Annotated in this window: 23 protein-coding genes and 2 pseudogenes; 14 read left to right on the top strand and 11 right to left on the bottom strand. The window is 67.0% G+C overall.

The window, feature by feature from the left end:
* Window positions 1-3: 3 nt before the first annotated feature.
* The gene (locus BCO18175_RS13165; RefSeq protein ID WP_174981320.1) at window positions 4-1,389 is read right to left on the bottom strand and encodes an L-serine ammonia-lyase; all 1,386 of its coding nucleotides are present in this window, start codon (window positions 1,387-1,389) and stop codon (window positions 4-6) included.
* A 300-nt stretch (window positions 1,390-1,689) separates the two neighbouring features.
* On the opposite strand from BCO18175_RS13165, the gene BCO18175_RS13170 reads away from it, so the two are divergent.
* From BCO18175_RS13170 to denD, 8 genes and pseudogenes are all read left to right on the top strand, one after another.
* Window positions 1,690-2,757, top strand: coding sequence for a GlxA family transcriptional regulator (locus BCO18175_RS13170; protein WP_174969824.1), 1,068 nt, complete (start codon window positions 1,690-1,692; stop codon window positions 2,755-2,757).
* Between the two features lie 190 nt (window positions 2,758-2,947).
* Window positions 2,948-3,652, top strand: coding sequence for a FadR/GntR family transcriptional regulator (locus BCO18175_RS13175; RefSeq protein ID WP_174917031.1), 705 nt, complete (start codon window positions 2,948-2,950; stop codon window positions 3,650-3,652).
* A 52-nt stretch (window positions 3,653-3,704) separates the two neighbouring features.
* Window positions 3,705-4,613, top strand: a pseudogene (gene ltnD, locus BCO18175_RS13180) (L-threonate dehydrogenase); the annotation flags it as partial.
* A gap of 19 nt (window positions 4,614-4,632) precedes the next feature.
* Entirely contained in the window at window positions 4,633-5,931 is a 1,299-nt protein-coding gene (gene otnK, locus BCO18175_RS13185; RefSeq protein WP_174981326.1) for a 3-oxo-tetronate kinase, read from the top strand.
* Window positions 5,928-6,566 (top strand): 3-oxo-tetronate 4-phosphate decarboxylase, encoded by a 639-nt coding sequence (gene otnC, locus BCO18175_RS13190; RefSeq protein WP_174981329.1) that lies wholly within the window; start codon window positions 5,928-5,930, stop codon window positions 6,564-6,566. The genes otnK and otnC overlap by 4 nt, the downstream gene beginning before the upstream one ends.
* A gap of 110 nt (window positions 6,567-6,676) precedes the next feature.
* Window positions 6,677-8,002, top strand: coding sequence for an MFS transporter (locus BCO18175_RS13195; RefSeq protein ID WP_174981331.1), 1,326 nt, complete (start codon window positions 6,677-6,679; stop codon window positions 8,000-8,002).
* 72 nt (window positions 8,003-8,074) lie between these two features.
* Window positions 8,075-8,851, top strand: a complete 777-nt coding sequence (otnI, locus tag BCO18175_RS13200) for a 2-oxo-tetronate isomerase (RefSeq protein ID WP_174981334.1) — start codon at window positions 8,075-8,077, stop codon at window positions 8,849-8,851.
* Window positions 8,852-8,878: 27 nt separating this feature from the next.
* The gene (gene denD / locus BCO18175_RS13205) at window positions 8,879-9,850 is read left to right on the top strand and encodes a D-erythronate dehydrogenase (protein WP_174981337.1); all 972 of its coding nucleotides are present in this window, start codon (window positions 8,879-8,881) and stop codon (window positions 9,848-9,850) included.
* A gap of 43 nt (window positions 9,851-9,893) precedes the next feature.
* Here the strand turns inward: denD and BCO18175_RS13210 are convergent, their stop codons facing one another.
* The 3 genes from BCO18175_RS13210 to BCO18175_RS13220 all read right to left on the bottom strand — a co-directional run bounded on the left by BCO18175_RS13210 (window position 9,894) and on the right by BCO18175_RS13220 (window position 12,560).
* Window positions 9,894-10,982, bottom strand: a complete 1,089-nt coding sequence (locus BCO18175_RS13210) for a lysylphosphatidylglycerol synthase domain-containing protein (protein ID WP_174981340.1) — start codon at window positions 10,980-10,982, stop codon at window positions 9,894-9,896.
* Window positions 10,979-12,148 (bottom strand): bacteriohopanetetrol glucosamine biosynthesis glycosyltransferase HpnI, encoded by a 1,170-nt coding sequence (gene hpnI / locus BCO18175_RS13215; RefSeq protein ID WP_174981342.1) that lies wholly within the window; start codon window positions 12,146-12,148, stop codon window positions 10,979-10,981. Before hpnI ends, BCO18175_RS13210 begins: the two co-directional genes overlap by 4 nt.
* Window positions 12,149-12,209: 61 nt before the next feature.
* Window positions 12,210-12,560, bottom strand: a complete 351-nt coding sequence (locus BCO18175_RS13220) for a hypothetical protein (RefSeq protein ID WP_174969832.1) — start codon at window positions 12,558-12,560, stop codon at window positions 12,210-12,212.
* A gap of 189 nt (window positions 12,561-12,749) precedes the next feature.
* Between BCO18175_RS13220 and BCO18175_RS13225 the strand changes: the two genes are divergently transcribed.
* The gene (locus BCO18175_RS13225) at window positions 12,750-13,277 is read left to right on the top strand and encodes a cytochrome b (protein ID WP_174981344.1); all 528 of its coding nucleotides are present in this window, start codon (window positions 12,750-12,752) and stop codon (window positions 13,275-13,277) included.
* A gap of 243 nt (window positions 13,278-13,520) precedes the next feature.
* Here BCO18175_RS13225 and BCO18175_RS13230 read toward each other — a convergent pair whose 3' ends face one another.
* Both BCO18175_RS13230 and BCO18175_RS13235 read right to left on the bottom strand, forming a co-directional pair.
* A complete protein-coding gene (locus BCO18175_RS13230; RefSeq protein WP_174981436.1) occupies window positions 13,521-13,796 on the bottom strand; it encodes a DUF4148 domain-containing protein in 276 nt (91 codons plus the stop codon).
* 80 nt (window positions 13,797-13,876) lie between these two features.
* Window positions 13,877-14,221, bottom strand: a complete 345-nt coding sequence (locus tag BCO18175_RS13235; RefSeq protein WP_174981347.1) for a DUF4148 domain-containing protein — start codon at window positions 14,219-14,221, stop codon at window positions 13,877-13,879.
* Window positions 14,222-14,464: 243 nt separating this feature from the next.
* Here BCO18175_RS13235 and BCO18175_RS13240 point away from each other — a divergent pair, with 243 nt between their 5' ends.
* Window positions 14,465-15,154 (top strand): aspartyl/asparaginyl beta-hydroxylase domain-containing protein, encoded by a 690-nt coding sequence (locus BCO18175_RS13240; RefSeq protein ID WP_174969835.1) that lies wholly within the window; start codon window positions 14,465-14,467, stop codon window positions 15,152-15,154.
* A gap of 25 nt (window positions 15,155-15,179) precedes the next feature.
* Here BCO18175_RS13240 and BCO18175_RS13245 read toward each other — a convergent pair.
* A pseudogene (locus BCO18175_RS13245) lies at window positions 15,180-16,136 on the bottom strand (LysR substrate-binding domain-containing protein).
* Window positions 16,137-16,216: 80 nt separating this feature from the next.
* On the opposite strand from BCO18175_RS13245, the gene BCO18175_RS13250 reads away from it, so the two are divergent.
* Window positions 16,217-16,615: a nuclear transport factor 2 family protein gene (locus BCO18175_RS13250; protein ID WP_174981349.1), complete on the top strand. Its 399-nt coding sequence runs from the start codon at window positions 16,217-16,219 to the stop codon at window positions 16,613-16,615.
* A 64-nt stretch (window positions 16,616-16,679) separates the two neighbouring features.
* Here the strand turns inward: BCO18175_RS13250 and BCO18175_RS13255 are convergent, their stop codons facing one another.
* Window positions 16,680-17,045 carry an ASCH domain-containing protein gene (locus BCO18175_RS13255; RefSeq protein ID WP_174981352.1) on the bottom strand — a complete coding sequence of 122 codons (366 nt, stop codon included), beginning with the start codon at window positions 17,043-17,045 and terminating at the stop codon, window positions 16,680-16,682.
* 237 nt (window positions 17,046-17,282) lie between these two features.
* Between BCO18175_RS13255 and BCO18175_RS13260 the strand changes: the two genes are divergently transcribed.
* Together BCO18175_RS13260 and BCO18175_RS13265 are read left to right on the top strand one after the other, a co-directional pair.
* Window positions 17,283-17,552 (top strand): MoaD/ThiS family protein, encoded by a 270-nt coding sequence (locus tag BCO18175_RS13260; RefSeq protein WP_174981437.1) that lies wholly within the window; start codon window positions 17,283-17,285, stop codon window positions 17,550-17,552.
* 67 nt (window positions 17,553-17,619) lie between these two features.
* Complete coding sequence (locus BCO18175_RS13265) at window positions 17,620-18,768, top strand: WD40/YVTN/BNR-like repeat-containing protein (protein WP_174981355.1); 1,149 nt, start codon at window positions 17,620-17,622, stop codon at window positions 18,766-18,768.
* A gap of 45 nt (window positions 18,769-18,813) precedes the next feature.
* On the opposite strand, the gene BCO18175_RS13270 is transcribed toward BCO18175_RS13265, so the two are convergent.
* A complete protein-coding gene (locus tag BCO18175_RS13270) occupies window positions 18,814-19,743 on the bottom strand; it encodes a LysR substrate-binding domain-containing protein (RefSeq protein WP_174981357.1) in 930 nt (309 codons plus the stop codon).
* A 147-nt stretch (window positions 19,744-19,890) separates the two neighbouring features.
* Between BCO18175_RS13270 and BCO18175_RS13275 the strand changes: the two genes are divergently transcribed.
* Window positions 19,891-20,316, top strand: coding sequence for a PACE efflux transporter (locus BCO18175_RS13275; RefSeq protein ID WP_174981360.1), 426 nt, complete (start codon window positions 19,891-19,893; stop codon window positions 20,314-20,316).
* Window positions 20,317-20,325: 9 nt separating this feature from the next.
* Here BCO18175_RS13275 and BCO18175_RS13280 read toward each other — a convergent pair whose 3' ends face one another.
* Window positions 20,326-20,952 carry a trimeric intracellular cation channel family protein gene (locus tag BCO18175_RS13280; protein ID WP_174981363.1) on the bottom strand — a complete coding sequence of 209 codons (627 nt, stop codon included), beginning with the start codon at window positions 20,950-20,952 and terminating at the stop codon, window positions 20,326-20,328.
* A gap of 296 nt (window positions 20,953-21,248) precedes the next feature.
* On the bottom strand, window positions 21,249-22,196 hold the full coding sequence (locus tag BCO18175_RS13285; RefSeq protein WP_174950513.1) for a choline ABC transporter substrate-binding protein: 948 nt from the start codon (window positions 22,194-22,196) through the stop codon (window positions 21,249-21,251).
* Window positions 22,197-22,220: the final 24 nt, after the last annotated feature.

Here is a 22,220-nt window from a genome sequence, read left to right on the forward strand (position 1 = left end):
TCGTTAGCATTCGATGACGTTCACGGCCAGACCGCCGCGCGACGTTTCCTTGTATTTCGTCTTCATGTCGGCACCCGTCTCGCGCATCGTCTTGATGACCGAATCGAGCGACACGTAGTGCTGGCCATTGCCCTTGAGCGCCATGCGCGACGCGTTCAGCGCCTTGATCGCGCCCATCGCGTTGCGCTCGATGCACGGGATCTGCACGAGCCCGCCGACCGGGTCGCAGGTCATCCCGAGGTTGTGCTCCATGCCGATCTCAGCGGCGTTCTCGACCTGGTCGGGCGTACCGCCCATCACCGCGGCAAGCGCGGCGGCGGCCATCGAGCACGCGACGCCCACTTCGCCCTGGCAACCGACTTCCGCGCCGGAGATCGACGCGGTTTCCTTGTAGATGATCCCGATCGCCGCGGCCGTCATCAGGAATTCGACGATGCCGGCTTCGTTCGAGCCCGGCACGAACTTCACGTAGTAGTGCAGCACCGCGGGAATCACGCCGGCCGCGCCGTTGGTCGGCGCGGTGACGACACGGCCGCCGGCGGCGTTCTCCTCGTTGACGGCCATCGCATACAGGTTGACCCAGTCGAGCATCGACAGCGGGTCGCGCAAGGATTCCTCCGAGCGAGCGCGCAGGTGGCTGTTCATCTCCGCCGCACGGCGCTTCACGCGCATCGGGCCGGGCAAGTCACCCTCGACCTTGCAGCCGCGCTCGACGCACGCGGCCATCGTGCGCCAGATCGCGAGCAGCCCGCCACGCACTTCGTCGGCGGGACGCAGCGCGCATTCGTTGCGCATCATCAGCTCGGCGATCGACAGCCCATGCTCGCGGCACTGGCGCATCAGGTCGTCGCCGGTGCGGAACGGATACGGCACCTCGACCGCGGCGCGCACGCCGTTCACGCGATCGCCGTCGCGGTTCACGACGAAGCCGCCGCCGACCGAGTAATACTCTTTCTCGACGAGCAGCTGGCCGTGCTCGTCGAAGGCCTGGAAGCGCATCCCGTTCGGGTGCACGATGCTCGTGCCGCTCATCAGCTTGCGATAGAAGCCGATGTGCTCCTTTTCCTCGAAGCGGACGGTCTGCTTGCCGAGCAGCGACAGCGCTTTCTCCGCGCGGATCGCGGCGAGCCGCGGCTCGATCAGGTCCGGATCGATCGTGTCGGGCAGATGGCCCTCGAGACCGAGCAGCACGGCCTTGTCGGTGCCATGCCCCTTGCCGGTCGCGCCGAGCGAGCCGTATAGTTCGACCCGCACGCGGCGCACGAAACCGAGCAGGTTCGCGTCCTCCACGTGCGACGCGAAGCGGCACGCGGCGATCATCGGGCCGACCGTATGCGAACTGGACGGACCGATGCCGATCTTGAACAGGTCGAAGACGCTGACGTTCATCTGGCTTCCTCTGGGTGGGACACACGTGAAATATCGTTGGCGTCAGTACATCAAAGCGTAAAATTGGCCGATAGAACAAAAACGGCATCGGCGTGGGATAGCGCCGCCAAGCGACACTTCGGCGGGCTCGAAAGTGCGTTTTGGCGATGGTTCGCGACGGAAAACCACAAGTCGGGCCGGAACCGATCAGCGACGCTGGCTGCATCCGCGCCGCCCGGCCGCACCCGACCGACGCCCCCGCATTACCCGTATCAACAGACTGAGTGAGACCGCCCGCCCGGCGTGAAGAGATTGGCCGCGATGACAACCGACGTACCCGCTTCCCCCCTCGCAGAACCCGCGCCGCGGCGCATCCGCTTCGGCATCGTGCTGCTGCCGAACTTCACGCTGACGGCCTTCTCGGGCTTCGTCGACATGCTGCGGCTGTCGGCGGACGACGGCGACTACAGCAAGCCCGTGCGCTGCGCATGGAGCGTGATCGGCGAGACGCTCGCGCCGGTACGCGCGAGCTGCGGGATCCAGATCACGCCGTGGGAAACGTTCGACGCGGCCGAGCCGTTCGACTACGTGGTGGTGGTCGGCGGGCTGCTGCATTCGGGGCCGCAGGCGGGCCCCGAGACGCTCGACTTCATCCGCCGCGCGGCGGCGGGCGGCGCGACGGTCGTCGGCATCTGCACCGGCGTGTTCACGCTGATGCGCGCCAGCGTGCTCGACGGCTATCGCACCTGCGTGAGCTGGTTCCACTACTGGGATTTCATCGAGCGCTTTCCGTCCGCCGACCCCGACCTGCTGATCGCCGACCGGTTGTTCGTGATCGACCGGCGCCGCATCACCTGTTCGGGCGGCCGCGCGTCGATCGACGTCGCCGCCGCGATCCTGCTGCGCCATTTCGATCACGCGACCGTGCAGAAGGCGCTGCGCATCCTGCTGGTCGGCGAAATGCAGAAAGGCAACGCGCCGCAGCCGCATCCGCCGGGCCTCGAGCCGGCGACGCACCCGAAGGTCAAGCGCGCGATTCTCCTGATGGAACAGCATGTCGGGCGCGCGCTGTCGCTCGACGAGCTCGCGAGCAAGCTCGATTTGTCGACGCGGCAGCTCGAGCGGCTGTTCAAGGCCGAAACGGGCAAGAGCCCGCAGGCGTTCGCGAAGCAGGTGCGGCTGCGCACGGCCGCGTGGCTGCTGACGAGCTCGGACCGCACGGTGGCCGATATCGCGTCGAGCTGCGGGTTCGCCGATGCGTCGCACCTCGGGCGCGAGTTCCGCAAGCAGTTCGGCGTGCCGCCGGCGACGTATCGGGAGCGCGGCGGGGACGGTGCGGAAGCCGACGCGGCAATCGCGGCGGACCCCGTCGAGGACATCGCCGACTGACGGCCACGGGTACCCGCCCCCTTTTTCAACCGATCGCCAGACAACACTCGAACGCATCGGTTTAGGCCCAATTGGAACCGGTTCCAATCAATTTAACCGACGTTGCATTCCGTTAACCAAGGGTTATCACGGATGCTGTCACACACTCAAATTTGTATGATGACCACATAACCTTACAAGCCAGAGCACCATGTTCGAGAAAATTCCCGCCCGTGCGATGAGCGACCATGTCGCGCAGCAACTGCTCAAGCAGATCGAAATCGGCAGCTTCTCCGCCACCGGCAAGCTGCCGACGGAGGCCGTGCTCGCGCAGGAATTCGGCGTGAGCCGCACCGTGATCCGCGAAGCGATCTCGCGGCTGAAGAACGAAGGCGTGGTCGAGCCGCGCCAGGGCAGCGGCGTGTACGTGAACCAGCACGGCGCGATCCGGCCGCTGCGGATCGACTACGCGGAAGCGGTCGAGGCCACCTCGCTGCCGCACCTGCTCGCGGTGCGCCGCGCGATCGAGGCCGAGGTCGCGGCCGAAGCCGCGCTGCATCACACCGATGAAGACATGGCCGACATCGACGATGCACTGAGCAAGATCGACGATGCGGTGGCCGAAGGGCGCGACGGTGTCGCGGAAGACGTCGCGTTCCACCGCACGATCGCGGCCGTCACCGGCAACCCGTATTTCCTGAAGACGCTGCAGTTCCTGAACCAGTACCTCGAAGCCGGCGTGAAAGTCACGCGGCGCAACGAAGCGACGCGCGAGGACTTCTCGCGCCAGGTGCGCGAGGAGCACGCAGCGATCGCCGACGCGATCCGCGCGCGCGACCCGATGGCCGCACGCAACGCAGCACGCACGCACATGTACAACGCCGCCCGCCGTCTCGCGGAAGCCGGCATTTGCTGAAGCCCGCGGCCGCAGCCTCCGCAGGCGCCGCCGCTGTCATGAACCTCTCCCGAATCGATCAAGGTTGACCATGTCACGAAATGTTGGAGTCATCGGCCTCGGCGCGATGGGCCTCGGCGTCGCCCGCTCGCTGCTGCGCGCCGGCCTGCGCGTGCACGCCTGCGACGTGCGCGAGACCGTGCTGCAGGCGTTCGCCGCCGAAGGCGGCATCGCCTGCGTGACGCCGGCCGAACTCGGCGCGCAGTGCGACGTCGTCGTCACGCTCGTCGTCAATGCCGCGCAGACCGAAACGGTGCTGTTCGGCGAGCATGGTGCGGTCGCGGCGATGAAGCCGGGCGGCGTCGTGATCGCAAGCGCGACCGTCGCACCGGAATTCGCGGTCGCGCTCGGCGCGCGCATCGAGGCCGCCGGGCTGCAGATGCTCGACGCGCCCGTGTCGGGCGGCGCCGCGCGCGCGGCCTCCGGCGAGATGACGATGATGACGTCGGGCCCGGCCGCCGCGTACGCGGGCTGCGAGGACGTGCTCGCGGCGATCGCCGGCAAGGTCTATCGCCTAGGCGACGCGCACGGCATCGGCTCGAAGGTGAAGATCATCAACCAGCTGCTGGCCGGCGTGCACATCGCGGCGGCCGCCGAGGCGATGGCGCTCGGCCTGCGCGAAGGCGTCGATGCCGATGCGCTGTACGACGTGATCACGCACAGCGCCGGCAATTCGTGGATGTTCGAGAACCGCGTGCCGCACATCCTGAACGGCGACTACACGCCGCTGTCGGCCGTCGACATCTTCGTGAAGGATCTCGGCCTCGTGCTCGATACCGCGCGCCGCAGCAAGTTCCCGCTGCCGCTGTCGGCCACCGCGCACCAGATGTTCATGAGCGCGTCGAGCGCCGGCCACGGCGGCGAGGACGATTCCGCCGTGATCAAGACTTTCCCCGGCATCACGCTGCCGCCCGCCCGCTGATTCGACCGACGTTCCTGCCATGACCGCTTCCGCTTCCCGTCCCCTGCTCGGCTGCATCGCCGACGATTTCACCGGCGCGACCGATCTCGCGAACATGCTCGTCAAGAGCGGCATGCGCACCGTGCAGACGATCGGCGTGCCGGCCGACGGCGCCGCAGACACCACGCTCGACGCCGACGCGATCGTCGTCGCGCTGAAGTCGCGCACGATCCCCGCGGCCGACGCCGTCGCGCAATCGCTCGCCGCATACGAATGGCTGCGCGCGCAAGGCTGCCGGCAGTTCTTCTTCAAGTACTGCTCGACGTTCGATTCGACCGACGCGGGCAACATCGGCCCCGTCGCCGATGCGCTGCTCGATGCGGCCGGCGGCGGCTTCACGATCGCGTGCCCGGCGTTCCCCGAGAACGGCCGCACGATCTATCGCGGCCACCTGTTCGTCGGCGACGTGCTGCTGAACGAATCGGGGATGGAGAACCATCCGCTCACGCCGATGAAGGACGCGAACCTCGTGCGCGTGCTGCAGCAGCAAACGAAGTCGCCGGTCGGCCTGATCCGCTACGACACGATCGCGCTGGGCGCGGCCGCCGTGCGCACGCGGATCGAACAACTGCGCGCGGAAGGCGCGCGTTTCGCGATCGCCGACGCGCTGTCGGACCGCGACCTCTACGTGCTCGGCGAAGCGTGCGCAGGCCTGCCGCTCGTCACCGGCGGCTCGGGCATCGCGCTCGGCCTGCCGGCGAATTTCCGCCGCGCGGAGCAACTGCCCGAGCGCGACAATGCGGCGTCGCTGCCGCATATCGACGGCCTGTCGGCCGTGCTCGCCGGCAGCGCGTCGAAGGCCACCAACTCACAGGTCGCCGCCTGGCGCGCCACGCGGCCGAGCTTCCGCATCGATCCGCTCGCGGCATCGCGCGGCGAGCCCGTCGTCGACCAGGCGCTCGCGTTCGCGCGCTCGCACCTGCCGCACCCCGTGCTGATCTACGCGACCGCGACGCCCGACGAAGTGAAGGCCGTGCAGCAGGCGCTCGGCGTCGACGCGGCCGGCCATCTCGTCGAAGCCACGCTCGCGGCGATCGCTCGCGGCCTGCGTGAGCTCGGCGTACGCAAGTTCGTCGTGGCCGGCGGCGAAACATCCGGCGCGGTCGTGCAGGCGCTCGACGTGAAGTCGCTGCAGATCGGGGCGCAGATCGATCCGGGCGTGCCGGCGACGGCCACCATCGACGCGCAGCCGCTCGGCCTCGCGCTGAAGTCCGGCAACTTCGGCACCACGGACTTTTTCGACAAGGCGCTGCGCGCGCTGGACGGAGCCGCACGATGAGCGACGAAGCGAAACTGCGCGAAGAGATCTGCGTCGTCGGCGCGAGCCTGTATGCGCGCGGCCACGCGGTCGGCAGCGCCGGCAACATCAGTGCACGCCTCGCCGACGGCTGGCTGATCACGCCGACCGACGCATGCCTCGGCCGGCTCGACCCGAACGACATCGCGAAGGTCGGCCTCGACGGCCAGCCCGTTTCGGGCGGCAAGCCGTCGAAGACGCTCGCGCTGCATCGCGGCATCTACGCGCGCAATACCGAAGCGAACGGCGTCGTCCACACGCATTCGACGCACCTCGTCGCACTGACGCTCGCGGGCGTGTGGCGCGACACCGACGTGCTGCCGCCGATCACGCCTTACTACGTGATGAAGGTCGGCCACATTCCGCTGATCCGCTACCGCCGCCCCGGCGACCCGGGCGTCGCAGCCGAAGTCGCGGCGCTCGCCGACAAGGTGCGCGGCGTGCTGCTCGACCGCCTCGGCCCCGTGATGTGGGGGCCGTCGGTATCGCACGCGTCGTATGCGCTCGAAGAGCTCGAGGAAACGGCGCGGCTGTGGCTGATGACGCACCCGAAACCCGAGCCGCTCGACGACGCGGCGCTCGACGAATTGCGTGCCAGCTTCGGTGCGCGCTGGTAACGACGCGCCACAACGATTCCCATGCCCGCCGTGTGCGCGGGCCCTTCCGTCAGCACACACATGATCCGGCGGCGTACGCGCCGCCGGCAAACAACATCCTGGAGACGACGATGACTGCTCTCGACGCGGCCGCTGGCCGCTCGCCCGCCGCGCCCGCCCATGCCGCGGAACTCGACCGCACCTACAAGAAAGTGTTCTGGCGCATCGTGCCGTTCCTGATGCTCTGCTACGTGGTCGCGTATCTCGACCGCGTGAATGTCGGCTTCGCGAAGCTGCAGATGTCGCAGGATCTCGCGTTCAGCGAAACCGTGTTCGGGCTCGGCGCCGGCATTTTCTTTCTGGGCTATTTTCTGTTCGAACTGCCAAGCAACCTGCTGATGCACCGCATCGGCGCACGCATCTGGATCGCGCGGATCATGATCACGTGGGGCCTGCTGTCCGCGCTGTTCGCATTCGTGCAGACGCCGACGCAGTTCTACGTGCTGCGCTTCCTGCTCGGCCTTGCGGAAGCCGGCTTCTATCCCGGCGTGATCCTGTACCTCACCTACTGGTTCCCGTCGCATCGCCGCGCGAAGATCATCGCGGTGTTCATGTCCGCGATCCCCGTGTCGGGCATCTTCGGCAACCCGCTGTCGGGCTGGATCATGGAGCGCTTCCACGGCGGCTCGGGCTTCCACGGCTGGCAATGGATGTTCATGATCGAAGCCGTGCCGGCCGTGCTCGTCGGCATCGCGACGATCCTGTATCTCGACAACAGCATCCGCAGCGCGAAGTGGCTCGACGAGCGCGAGAAGCAGCTGCTGGAGGACGAGATCGCCGCACAGCCGCAGGAACAGCAGCAGCACGGCCATTCTTTGAAGGCCGTGTTCTCGGACCCGCGCATGTGGTGGATGTCGCTGATCTACTTCGCGTTCGTCACGGGCCAGTATGGCCTCACGTTCTGGATGCCGACGCTCGTCAAATCGACCGGCATCACCGATACGCTGCAGATCGGCCTGCTGTCGGCGATTCCGTTCCTCGTCGCGATCGTCGTGATGAACCTGTTCGGCCACAGCGCGGACAAGCGCCGCGAACGCCGCTGGCACCTGATCGTGCCGGCGCTGATGGGCGCGGTCGGATTTGCGGTTGCCGCGTCGTACTCGCACAATACGGCGGTGTCGATCGTGTTCCTGTCGCTCGCGGCGGGCGGCGTGCTGACCTGCGCACCGCTGTTCTGGTCGCTGCCGACCGCGTTCCTCGCGGGCTCCGCGGCCGCGGCCGGGATCGCGATCATCAACTCGGTCGGCAACCTCGCGGGTTTCGCGAGCCCGTACGTGATCGGCTACCTGAAGGACGCCACCCATAGCACGGCGTCCGGCATGTACGTGCTCGCCGCGATGCTCGTGATCGGCGCGATCGCCGTGTGGCTCACGCCCGCGAAACTCGTGAACCGCTGATCTGCCGGATCGGCCGCCATTCGACGCGGGGCGCCGTGCGCCCCGCCCCATTCATTCACAGGACCCGCTGCCATGCCACGCTTCGCCGCCAACCTCTCGATGATGTACACCGAGCACGCGTTCCTCGAACGCTTCGCCGCTGCCGCCTACGACGGCTTCAAGGCCGTCGAGTACCTGTTCCCGTACGACTTCGCCGCCGAAGACATCCGCGCGCGCCTCGACACGCACAACCTCGAACAGGCGCTGTTCAACGCGCCGCCCGGCGACTGGGCCGCGGGCGAACGCGGCACCGCGTCGCTGCCGGGCCGCGAGGACGAGTTCCGGCGCGGTATCGACCACGCGCTCGACTATGCGCGCGTGCTCGGCAACAAGAAGCTGCACGTGATGGCCGGCATGGTGCCGCCGGGCGCCGACCGTGCACGCCATCACGACACCTACCTGGCGAACCTGCGGCATGCGACGCAGGCCGCCGCCGCCCAGGGCATCACGATCCTGATCGAGCCGATCAACCAGCGCGACATGCCCGGCTATTTCCTGAGCCGCCAGGACGACGCGCAGGCGATCTGCACGGAAGTCGGCGCGCCGAACCTGAAAGTGCAGTTCGACTGCTACCACTGCCAGATCGTCGAAGGCGATCTCGCGATGAAGCTCAAGCGTGATTTCGCGGGCATCGGCCATATCCAGATCGCGGGCGTGCCCGAACGCCACGAGCCGGATATCGGCGAACTCAACTACCCGTATCTGTTCGCGCTGATCGACGCGCTCGGCTACGACGGCTGGATCGGCTGCGAGTACCGCCCGAAGGCCGGCACGTCCGAAGGGCTCGGCTGGCTCAAGCCGTACCTGTAATCCCGCATTCCTTTGAGGGCATAGAACATGAAAGTACTGATCACCGGCGGCGCCGGCTTTCTCGGCCAGCGTCTCGCGCGCAAGCTGCTCGAGCGCGGCGAACTCACCGGCCCCGACGGCCGCGGCGAGAAGATCGACGAGCTGGTGCTGCTCGACGTCGTCGCAGGCAGCGATTTCGGCGACGCGCGCGTGAAGTCGATCGTCGGCGACATCGCCGACCGCGCGGTGCTCGAGAGCGCGATCGACACGCAGACGGGCACGATCTTCCACCTCGCGGCGATCGTCAGCGGGCAAGCCGAAGCCGATTTCGATCTCGGCATGCGGATCAACCTCGACGCGTCGCGCACGCTGCTCGAGGTGTGCCGTGCGCGTGGCCATCGGCCGCGCGTCGTGTTCACGAGCTCCGTTGCGGTCTATGGCGGCACGCTGCCCGACGTCGTGCAGGACGACACCGCGCTGAACCCGCAATCGTCGTACGGCGCCGAGAAGGCGATCGCCGAGCTGCTGCTGTGCGACTACGCGCGGCGCGGCTTCGTCGACGGCCGCGTGCTGCGGTTGCCGACGATCAGCGTGCGGCCGGGCCGTCCGAACGCGGCCGCGTCGTCGTTCGCAAGCGGCATCATTCGCGAGCCGCTGAACGGCGAGGAAAGCGTGTGCCCGGTGCCGGGTTCGACGCGGCTGTGGCTGCTGTCGCCGCGCGGCGCGATCGAAGCGCTCGTCGAGGGCTGCGAGATCGACGGCGCGAAGCTCGGCAACAAACGGGTAATCAACCTGCCTGGCCTGTCGGTATCGGTCGACGAAATGATCGCGGCGCTGCGCGAAGTCGCGGGCGACGAAGTCGTGAAGCTGATCCGCCATGTACCGGACGAGCGCGTCGAGAAGATCGTCGGCAGCTGGCCTGGCCGTTGGGATACGTCGCGCGCGGAAGCGCTCGGGCTGAAGGGCGACACGTCGTTCGCGGACGTGATCCGCAGCCATCTGGCCGACGAACCGCGCTGATTCCCGCACCGCCCGCCGCGCGGGCACGGGTTCCCCGGTCGCGTCAATGCGGCCGGGCGGATTCCCCGATCGGCAACGACGCGCGTTTCGTTCCGCCCGTCCGGTTCGCCGTCCCGGCCGCCCACTGCCACGCGAGCAGGCCCGGCAGATAGAACAGCAGGTCGCGCACGCGGCGGGCGCCGGCCAGTGCGAGACAGGTCGGCGGGTCGAACCCGAGCAGCCCGCCGATCAGCACGAACCCGCCCTCCTGCACACCGAGGCCACCCGGCATCAAAAACGCGATGCTGCTCACGAGCTGGATCAGCGCCTCGATCGCGAGCGCCTGCGCGAAGGTCGGCTCCGCGCCGAGAAAATACAGCGCCAGCCAGATTTCCAGCGCGTAGCCGACGAACTGCAGCGTCTGCCAGATCAGGAGATAACGCACGACGATGCCGGTCTTTCTCCAGATCATCCGGATCGACTGATCGGTACGCGCCGATTCGCCGACCAGCGCCACCACCTTGCCGCTCGTGATGCGGTTGAGCACGCGCATCGCGCGTTCGAACGGCCGCGCATGCTGCACCAGCGCGAACAGCAGCAGCACCGGCACCAGCGCGGCCATGCCGATCGCGAGGTTGCCGGCCACCCGCGCGGCATCGGACGACACGTGCTCGAGCACGTAGCCGATCGCGACCAGCGCGAACACGAGCTGGCTGATCAGCGTCAGCTGCATGTCGGCGACGAGGCTGGCCACGACGGTCGCCGGCCGCACGCCCGCCTGACGCAGCAGGCCGAACGACACGATCTCGCCGCCGATCCGCGCGACCGGCAACAACCCGTTGATCGATTCGCGGATCCACACGAGCTTCAGCATCGTCGCGAACGACGGGCGGCGCGGGCCGCGGATCAGCATCCGCCAGTCCCACGCATTCGCAAGCATCGGCAGGATGTGCGCCAGCGCCGCGAGCAACAGCCCCGCCCCGGCGATCTGCAGGCGATGCAGGATTTCCATCGGATGTTCGTGCCAGATCAGCCACACGGCGAGCGCGAGCCCGCCCAACGCCGCCACCTGCCCCACATGGCGCAGCCGCGCGTCGCCCCGCGCGGCATTTCGTTCCGCGGTATCGGCGCCGGGGTTCGTCGGTGTCGTCATGATTCGCTCGCCGGCGACAGCAGGCCTTCCCGGTCGACGCGAAAGCGCGTGCCGCGCCACACGACATGCGACGAGAAGAAGCTCGACACGAACACGAAGAATTGCAGAAGATCGACGAACGGCAGCCAGATCGCGCCGCGCAGGCCCGCGCCGGTCGCCCGGCTCGTCTTCAGCATCAGCAGCACCCGCGCGGCGAGCGCCGCGGCCGCCAGCCCGCACGCGGCCGCCGTGCCGCCGGAGAACAGCAGCGCCAGCAGCGCGAGCGGCAGCGGGTGCATCAGCACCGAGCCCGCATGACCGAGCCGGTCCGCCGCGCGGATCGTGCAGCTCCAGCGCAATTCGTGTGCGTACAGCTTCGCGAACGTCTCCTCGACGCACGCATGCCCGACGACGAACGGCGGAATGACGACCTGCGCGCCCACCTGCCGCACCGCTTCGCCCAGCGCGTGATCCTCGGCCAGGTGATGCGCGAAACGCGTGAGTCCGCCGATGCGTTCGAGCGTCGCGCGCGTGATCGCAATCGTCTGGCCAAAGCATGGCCGTGCGCGCCCGATGAAGAGCCCGGTGATCACGCCCGGCAGGAAATGGTAGTTCGTCATCGCGACGGCGACACCGGGCCAGAAGCCCGGCGATGCAATGCCGCGATACACGCTCGTCACGATGCCGACATCGGGCTGCTGTAGCGCGCCGACGACCGCGCGCAAATAATCGTGCTCGACCAGCACGTCGCTGTCGGCGAGACAGAGCACCGAATACTCCGCGTGTTCGAGCATGTTCACGAGATTCGCGATCTTGCGGTTCGGCCCGTACAGCCGCGCGTCGGCGACGACCTTGATGTTCGCGTCAGGGTAACGCGCGCGCAGCGTCTCGACGGCGGCGAGCGCTTTGTCGTTCGCATCGTGCACGCCGAACAGGTGCTGGACCGGGCCCGGATAATTCTGCACGAAGAAGCTTTCGAGATGCTGTACGAGTTGCCACTCGTCGCCGTGCAGCGGCTTCGCGACGGTAACGCCCGGATAGTCGCGCGGCTGGGCCGCCGCCCGGGAAAAGAACCGGCCGACCAGCACGCTGGCCGTGATCGTGTATGCAATGCCCAGCAATACGCCCAGCCCGCAGACGATCGACATTGCCTCGGCCAGCGCGCGCAGCACATGCAGCAAAACCATGCTTCTCCCCAGTGGTGACCCGTACGACCACGACACCCGGGAGCAGCCGCGCGCTCGCCGTTCACCCGTGCGCGCCGCCGTATCGATTCCCGTGGAGCCGGATGTGAAGGACGACCAAGCGACGATACGCGCAATCAGATGACACTACTACCGTGCGGCGATCGATTCCTGTCACGCGCACGCAGCCGCATGCAACGGCGGCCTTGAATGCCGCGTCGGCAAGCTTTCGGGCCGAAAGGATCGCGGTGGCAACCGCGACGACGGCCCAGATGCGAAACGTCATCGTGGTGAAAAATGCTTCGGGTACGCGCCATGCAAGCAACGACACCAGCACGAAACACTGAATGAACATACCGGCCAGTGCGGCGATCTGCAAATAGGCGCGCCATCGCTCGATCATCGAAGATGCCATGGTGAAAGAGTCTCCCGTGCGGACGACCGGTATCGATCTGAAAGATTCGAAAGGTCGCGTGGATCAGGATCAGGAAAAGCTGAAATCCAGCGGAGAACGATTGTGGCGACGCCTGCTTAACGTTTCGTTAAGAAAGGGACCTTAGAATCCATCCAACCGACACCGTCCCCGTCGTACGCAGGAGTCTTCATGTCCACGCCCGCCCGTTATGACACCGTTGCGCGCTTGCTTCACTGGTTGATCGTCGCGCTGGTCATCGCGCAATATGCGATCGGCTGGACGATGCCGGACGTGCATCGCGATACGCAGCCCATCGGCCTGATCGCCGCGCACCTCCTCGTGGGAACCGCACTGCTCGCCGCGATGGCTTGCCGCGTGTTGTGGCGCGTGACGCATCGCCCGCCCGCGAGTGACCTGCCGCCCGCGATGCGTGCCCTGTCGGGCGCAACGCATTTGGCGCTCTACGCGCTGCTGATCGCGGTGCCGCTGCTCGGCTGGATCAACGCGTCGTCGCGCGCATGGGGCGTGACGCTGCTCGGGGTCGTGCCGTTGCCCGCGCTGTCGGCGGCCGGCTCCAGCTTCGGCCATGCGATGGGCGACGTGCACGGCATCCTCGCATGGGCGCTGTTCGCCGGTATCTGCCTGCACGTCGCTGCCGCGCTGGCGCACCGCTTCGTGCTGCGCGATCAGGTCACGCAGCGCATGATGCCCTGGTGATCGACACGTTGGCGGCACCGCATGCCATCGCGCGCATGAACCGGGTGGCCGCCGATACCGATACCTTCTTCGTTCCGGTTCATCGCACGCGGCCGATAAGATGATCGCGACGCCGCGCGAAGCGGCGCGCGATGACGGGCAGCACTGCCGGCGCTCTTCTGCCGCGTCGAGCGGCACGAAGGGCTGCCGTACTGCCGTGCCGCGAACACGACGGCCTGAAGTCACACAAGACCATATCGGCACCTAGTTGCTGGTCTGCGCCGGCGCAGCGGGGGCCGGTGCATGCGCTGCGGCAGCCGCCATCCTCGCCCGGTCTTGCTCGGCGAGCTTCGCTTCCGCCGCCTGGATGTCCGCCGGATACTCGCCGTCGTCCCCTTTCGCCGGGTCATACCCCGCTGCTTCCAGGCGGATCAATTCGTCGCGAACCTGTGCACGCGTCAGCGGCGCGGCCGATTGCGCGAAGGCCGACTGACCGACGATCGCACCGATCATCGTCAGTACTGCGATATATGTTTTCATCATGAACTCCTTCAATGTTCCGTATCGATCAACCTTGTTGAATGCCTTGAATGCCTGACCTGCGAACGCAGGCGGGCGCGTCAGCTTCCGAAATAGATCGTGCAGAAGCTCGCGGGGCCGACGCATGCGGCAGAACCCTGGCGCGGCGACATCGTCGCCGGCTTACCCGCCGCGGATGACGCGGCCGGATCGCTGCCGACCGCCGTGCTGGCCTGATGCTCCGGCATCTGTTCGGCCTGCCGCTGGAACAGCGGGCTCACGTCCGGATACGACGTATCGGTCACGAAGCGCAGCCCGTTGTTTTCGGCGTCGATCAGTTCCTGCCTGACCTGCGCGCGTGTCAGTTCCTGTGCCGACGCTTGCGTCGCGATACCCGCGAGAGAAATCGCCGCCACGGCGGCGGCCACCAGCCAATGCGTGTTCATGTTCCACTCCTTGAGAAGTCAACGAGACGACGTGCTACACCCGTATGACGACGGAGCGCGTGCGTTTATTCCCGCGCGTCGTGCAGCCCGGATCAAACCGCTTCTCGAGCACCGGGAGCGCCCGGGACGGACGTTCATGAAACTGTCATTGTTTCGTCAGCCGGCGTAACCTGACGTAACGCAGCGCCCGCCGCGCTTCGTGCAGACTGACGTCACTCCTTACGGATCGCCCATCGATCGATCATGTCCGTCGCCTACGACTATGTTGCCGGCCTGCTGCGCACGCTGTACGACCGCCATATCGACGGCGGCGCGGTGCTCGACACGGCCGTGTTTCCCGATGCAGAGCGTTTCGTCCGTGCGTGGACCGACATCCAGGCAGAGGCATTCGCCGTGGCGCGCGACATGCCGCGCATCCCGCGCTTTCACGAGATCATGCGCGAGCAGTACGACATCTCGGCCAACGACGCTCGCGACTGGCGGATGTTCATCATGCAGGCGTATGGCCAGCCGTTCCCGCGCAACCTGTCGCGCTGCCCGACCGTCGCGTCGATCGTCGCGGCGTCGCCGGACGTGCTGTCCGCATCGCTGTCGTTCCTCGCGCCCGGCAAGCACATTCCCCCGCATCGCGGGCCGTTTCGCGGCATCCTGCGCGGCTATCTCGTGCTGTCGATGCCGAAGCGCGCGGACGGTACACCGGCCGCCGTGCTGAAGGTCGACGGCCACGAATACCGGCTCGAGGAAGGACGTTTCCTGCTGTGGGACGACACGTTCATGCACGAGGTGTGGAACGACAGCGACGCCGTGCGGATCGTGCTGCTGCTCGATATCCGCCGGCGCGGGATGCCGCGCCTGCTCACGTGGCTGTCGAATGCGGTGATCGGCGTCGTGCGGCTCGGGATCAGGATGCGCGGGCGATCGATTCCGGTTTAGTACGTGTGCCCGCCGCGTCTTCCCGTCAAGCCATGCTCGGCGAATCGTCCTGTGCCAGCGCCGTCAGGATCGACGTCAGCGCGCGAATCCTGGGTTGCATCGCACGCGGCGACGGGTACACGAGAAAATAGCCGAGACCGTTGTCCACGACGTCACCAAAGGGTGCAACCAGCGTCCCGGCGGCAAGCCGGTCCCGGGCCATGCGCGGGTCACCGATCGCCACGCCGTGCCCCTGTTCGGCGGCGGTGAGCGCCAGCTCGAGCGTGTCCAGTACGAGCCCGGTTTCCGGGTCGACCTGCGTCGCGCCGACGGCAGCGAGCCAGCAGCGCCACTCTTCATGCCCGGGAGCAGGGTGAAGCAACGTGGCGTGCGCGAGGTCGGCGTTCGATTTCAATGAAGCGGCCAGCGTGCCGGTACACATCGGCGTCAGCCTTTCTGCAAACAGCGGAACCGACACCATGCCGGCCCAGTGCCCGGCCCCGCGTACAACGATCGCGTCGACGTCCGTTCCGGCGAAATCCGGCGTGTCGTCCGCCGACGTCTGGATCCGCAGCTCGGTCTGCGGCAGCGCGCGATTGAGCGCCGGGAGACGCGGCAGCAGCCAGCGGATCGCGAAGGTCGACGGCAACCGCAGCGTGAGAACCGGCGCGACGCCGGCATGGGCCTCCGCGTGGCGTGCCAGCTGCGTCAGCACGTCGACGGCCACCGTCAGCAACGCGCCGCCTTCCGCGGTCAGCGTCAGCCCCGACGCATGACGCACGAACAGCGCACACCCGTAATGCACTTCCAGTTGCTGCACCTAACGGCTCACTGCGCCCTGGGTTCTGCACAGATGATCGGCGGCCCGGCTGAAGCTGCCCAGTTCGGCAGCGGCGACGAAAGCCTGAAACGCCGTCAATGGCGGCAGCGCCCGCGTGAGTTCGGCCAGCGGGTATGCACGGGCCGCATGCCCGGGTTGCGGATTTTTCGATTGTTCGGACATCGGTGCGTCGCTATCGTGATTGCGCCGGATCCGCATCGCCTGTCGCGGCCCGGCTCGTCAACCATCAGCGGAGAAAGAGAATGGTCTCGTCGTCGAAGGCACTATACACGCGGCAGGTCGACACTTACCTGAAGGCGCTCGAGCGCGGCGACGTCGCCGCGATCTGCGCGCTGTTCACGCCGGATGCACGGATTTTTTCTCCGTTTCTCGGCTGGATGCAGCCGACACCGTTCTTCGAAAAGGTCGTTTCGGCATCCGGACAAAGCCGGATCACGGCGATCGACATCTGCGTCAGCGCGACCGGCGCACCACGGGCAACCGGTTACTTCGTGTACGACTGGGGGCTCAAGGACGGCTCGGCAGTGCAGTTCGAATGTGTCGACGTGTTCGAATTCGACGACAGCGGACGCGTCGAGCGCATGGTCATCGTCTACGACACGCATCCGGTCAGGGCGGCGGTGGGCGACAAGTACGCGTAGTACGACTGCACGATATCTGCCCGGCAAACCTCACCGATGGCTCCGTCGTTTCCGTGCGCGGGTGTCAGGATGCATGACACCGCGCGGTCTCCAGCGCATAGACTCCGCGTTTCGCTGCGCATCGGAATGGCGAGGCGATCGCTCGCACGTTCGTCAGTTCCCAGCACACGTATCCGGCACACCATTGCTTGTCTTGCAAGCGCGCTTCGTCGGGCGTCCAGTCATGCACGCCCACGACGTCGACCCGCGCGAGCGCAATGCCATCCGGATCTTCCTGCCCGTCCTGGCGCAGATAGATCGTGTTCTGCACCAGCACGAGGTCGGTCAACGGAATCGTCGGCGGCGCCCAGGACCGGATTTCGACCTGCTTGCGTCCCGCGAGAATGTCGTCGACGGCAGGCGCGACGATCGATAGGGCCAGTCGTGACATGACGGATATTTCCTGCAGTCAATTGGAGCGTGTTTCGTCACCGTCAGGCGACCTACCGGTCAGGACAGGCATGCAGCCACGGTCGCGGCATGATTGTTGCCGATTCGCCGAATCCTGTCGAATGGGCGCGGCGATCGTGTTGTCCGCGCCTCTATCTTTCGACCCCGCCCTGAAACGCCGGACGGATCGCCTAAACTACAGACCGTCCCCTCCGCGCGGCTCCTGCCAGCCACCGCCATGGCGCACCTCTTCTTCGCCGCCTCGATCCAGCGGCATATCCAAACGCCCGAGCGCGAAATCGACGCTCACACGCTCGGCGAAGCATTCGACACCGTTTTCGGCGAGCAGCCGCGGCTGCGCGGCTACATCCTCGACGACCAGGGCGCGCTGCGAAAACACCTGTCGGTATTCATCGACGGCCAGCCGATACGCGACCGGCAACGCCTGTCCGATGTGCTCGGCGACGCCAGCCGGGTCTATGTCGTACAGGCGCTGACGGGCGGATAAGGGGACACATGCATCAGCCCCGATCCGGTGCCGGAACGCGAGGTCGGGCCATCAGGAGACATCCCACATGAACGATCGACTGCTCGTCGCCACCCGCAAGGGCCTGTTCGTCCTGCAGCCCGACCGCTGCGGCAGCTGGACGCTCGGTGAGCCGCACTTCGCCGGCGAGCCCGTCAGCATGGCGCTCGCCGACCCGCGCGACGGCACGCTGTATGCGGCGCTGAACCTCGGTCATTTCGGCGTCAAGCTGCACCGCAGGCGCGCCGGCGCCGCCGACTGGGAAGAATGCGCGGTGCCCGTCTATCCGCCGCAACCCGCCGACGCCCCGCCCGCCGATGCCCGCGTGAATGCCGGCACCGCCGACGCGGACGACGCGCCTCCCGGCCCGCCGCCCCCACCGTGGACACTCCAGCAGATCTGGTCGCTCGAAGCCGGCGGCGCCGACGAGCCGGGCGTGCTGTGGGCCGGCACGATTCCCGGCGGGCTGTTCCGCTCGGACGACGGCGGCAGTGCGTGGGTGCTCAACCGGGCATTGTGGGATCGCCCGGAACGCGCCGAATGGGGCGGCGGCGGATACGATGCGCCGGGCATCCATTCGGTGATGGTCGACCCGCGCGACAGCCGGCACGTGACGATCGGCATCTCGTGCGGCGGCGTCTGGCAGACGGCCGACGGCGGCGCGACGTGGCGAGTGACCGCCGACGGCATGGAAGCCGACTACATGCCGCCCGAGCGGCGCGGTGACCCGAACATGCAGGACCCGCACCGCGTCGTGCAGTGCGCGGCCGACCCGGACGTGCTGTGGACGCAGCATCACTGCGCGATCTTCCGCTCGACCGACGGCGCCGAACACTGGCGTCGGATCGAGGCGCAGCCTTCGAGCTTCGGTTTCGCGGTGGCCGTGCATCCGCGTGAGCCGGATACCGCGTGGTTCGTGCCGGCCGTGAAAGACGCATGCCGGATTCCGGTGAACGGCCGGTTCGTGGTCACGCGCACGCGCGACGGCGGGCGCAGTTTCGAGCAATTCACGAACGGGTTGCCGCCTGCGCCGGCCTACGACCTCGTGTATCGGCACGGCCTCGCGGTGGACGATTCGGGCACGCGCCTCGCGATGGCGTCGACGACCGGCGCGTTATGGACGTCCGACGACGGTGGGGAAAACTGGCGGCTGGTGTCGGCGCATTTGCCGCCGGTTTACTGTGTGCGGTTCGGGTGATGGTGTGCAAGCGGGCCGGTTCGCGCACCGCGCGCACGGCCCGCTTTACCGCTCAACGCCCGTCCCCATCCGCGCCACCGCCTCCCGCGTCTGCGCAATCTCCGCCTCGAGCCAGTCGAGAAACGACCTGACCTGCGGCTCCCGCTCCCGCCCCGGCCGGCACAGCGCGACGAAGTGCGCGCCGTCAATCCGCACCGCCGGCTCGATCGGTATCAACACCCCCTGGGCGACATGCTCGGCGGCCAGCACGGAGCTGAGGAGCGCGATGCCCTGCCCGTGCAGCACCGCCTGCAACGCGTAATGTTCGTCGTCGTAGTGGCGAAATACCGCGCGCTCGAGCCACGCGTCGCGACCGGCCGCGCGGCACCACGACGCCCAGTCGACCGACACGGGCAGCGGCGTATCCCAAACGGTCTCGATCAGGTCCAGCGGCTCGTTCGCGCGATGCGCGTCGAACCCGGCAGCCGCATACGCGCCGAAATACTCGTCGATCAGCGCAATCTCGTGCAGCGCCGGAAATGTGCGCGACGTCGCGCGAATCGCAAGATCGATCCGCGCATCGCGTTCGAGATCGGCAAGCGTGTTACCGGTCTCGACCTTGATGTGCAGGTGCGGATCGATGCGACGAAACCGGCCGAGGCGCGGAATCAGCCACATCGCGGCGAACGCGGGCGTGGTGGTCAGCACGAGGGTGCGCTCGCCGGTCGACTCAGGCCGCACCGCATCGAGCCCGCGGCTCAATGTGAGCAGCGCATCGTGACTCGCGCGAAACAGGCGCTCGCCCTCCTCCGTGAGCCGCACACCGCTCGCACCGCGCTCGAACAGCAGCACACCGAGCCGGCTTTCGAGCGACTTGATCTGGTGCGACACGGCGGCCGGCGTCACGGACAGTTCATCCGCGGCGGCCTTGAATGCGCCGAGCCGCGCCGACGACTCGAATACACGCAATGCGGTCAGGGGAATTTTCGAGAACACGGGGCCTCGCGGGCCGGATGCGGCCGGGTTGAATTCAATTGAATCGGGGTGAGATTAGGTGAATTGAAGCGTGCGTGCAACGCGGATAGCCTTGCGGGACGTCGCGGCACGGTGTCGCGGCGCGTGACGACGAACCGGAGCAACAACGTGCAAGGCCTACCGCGCAGGATCACGCAGGCGGTGCTCTACGAAGCGATCGCAATTTCCTGCATCTCGCCCGTGATCGCGGCGATCTTCAGGCAGGACCTCGTCTATTCGGGCGCGCTATCGGCGACGATGTCGGCGATCGCGATGCTGTGGAACATGATCTTCAACGCACTGTTCGAGCGCTGGGAAGCGTCGCGTCGGCAGCCGTCACGCACGCTCGGGCGGCGGATCCTGCACGCGACCGGATTCGAAGGCGGGCTGATTTTCATCCTGGTGCCCGTCGTATCGTGGTGGCTCGACATCTCGTGGCTCGACGCGTTCGTCGTCGACATCGGGCTGTTTGCGTTCTTCTTCTGCTACGCGTTCGTGTTCCAATGGGCGTTCGATCGGGTGTTCGACGTGCCGGCGGCGACGAAGGGGTCGTGAGCCGAACGCTCACACGCCCGTGGCAATTTTCGGCAATTGCCAGCCGAAGCGCACCGCCGCCATCCGCAGAGCAAAGCACGCGACGCCGCCCAGCACGGCCGCGGCGATCGGCGGACAACCGAGCCGCCTGCACGACACAACGCACACCGCGCCGAGCAGCGCCGCGCTCGCATAAATATCCGTGACCAGGACGACCGGCACCCGCGCGAGCAGGACATCGCGCACGATGCCGCCGCCGCAACCGGTCACGGCGCCCATCAGCGTCGCAATGAACGGATGAACCCGGAATTCGAGCGCCTTCACCGCGCCCGCAACCGCGAACAACGCCAGGCCGGCCGCATCGAGCGCCGTGAGCAGCGACGGAGAAAACGCGGCGACCCGCTCATGAAACACGAACGCGACCAGCCCTGAAGCGAACGCGAGCGCCGGATAGCGCCAGTCGCTCACGGCACTCGGCGGCCGTGCGCCGATCAGCAGATCGCGGATCACGCCGCCGCCGAGCGCGACGACGAGCGACAACACCACGACCCCGAACAGGTCGAGTCCGGCACCGATCGCCGCATTGGCGCCTTCGATCGCGAACACCATCGTGCCCGCGAGATCGGCGGCGAGCACCACTTGCTCGATGCGCTTCATGCGAAAGAACCGCCGGGGTGTTGCATCATCCGGTTGCCGCCTGCGGCGACACGAGTGGACGCGCGGCTCAGCCACCTGCTGTCTTCCTGCCGCCATCCGGATACATCGCGCGTGCTGCGGATCATGACCGCCTCCTCGATCGGGATCGAGCAGTCTAGCGTATCGTCCGCTCGCCGTCGGGCCATGCGTGCAGCCGAATGCAAAAAGCCGGCGGAAGCAGGATGTACGTCCTGCTTCCGCCGGCTCAAAGGCACGTCAGGCTTCCGGTCAGGACCGTGAAGCCCGGTGCACGTCGCTCAATGCACGCCGAGATAAGCCTTCACCGCCGGCAGGCCCGGCTTGCCGTCGAGCGTCGTCACGCCGGCAAGCCACTTGTCGAGTGCCTGCGGGTTCGCCTTCAGCCACTCGGCCGCCGCCTTGTTCGGATCTTCCTTGTTCATGATCGGCATCATCACGTGGTTCTCGATCGTCGTCGTGAACTGAAGGTTCGACACGAACTTCGCGACGTTCGGGCAGCGCTGCGAGTAGTCGGGCGGCGTCGCCGTCAGCACCTTCGCTTCGCCGTAGTTCGGGCCGAACACGTCGTCACCACCGGTCAGGTAGTCGATCTTCATCTGCACGTTCATCGGATGCGGTTCCCACCCAAGGAACACGATCCACTGCTTGTCGCGGATCGCGCGATTCACCTCGACCAGCATCCCGGCCTCGCTCGACTCGACCATCTTGAACTTCCCGAGGCCGAACTGGTTGCCGTCGATCATCTTCTTGATCAGCAGGTTGCCGTCGTTGCCCGGTTCGATCCCGTAGATCTTGCCGTTGAGCTTGTCCGCGTACTTCTGGATGTCCGCGAACGACTTCAGGCCGCCCTGGTACACGTAATCGGGCACCGCGAGCGTGTATTTCGCGCCGGTCAGGTTCGGCGTCGAGAGCACCTTGATCGTGCCGGCCTTCGTGAACGGCTGGATGATCGGGTCCATCGTCGGCGACCAGTAGCCGAGGAACACGTCGATCTGCTTGCTCTTGATACCGGCGAACGTGATCGGTACCGATGCGATCGTCTTCGTCGGGCTGTAGCCGAGCCCCTGCAGCATCGTCGATGCGAGGCCCGTGGTCGCCGCGATGTCGGACCAGCCGACATCCGCGAAGCGCACGTTCTTGCACACGGGCGGATCGGCCGCATACACGGCCGACATCGGCGCGGTTATCCCGACCCCGCACACCGCTGCGATCAATAGGCGCTTCATCTTGCTTCTCCTCAAAGTGATGTC

It is taken from the genome of Burkholderia lata, assembly GCF_902499335.1.
GTDB lineage: Bacteria > Pseudomonadota > Gammaproteobacteria > Burkholderiales > Burkholderiaceae > Burkholderia > Burkholderia lata_B.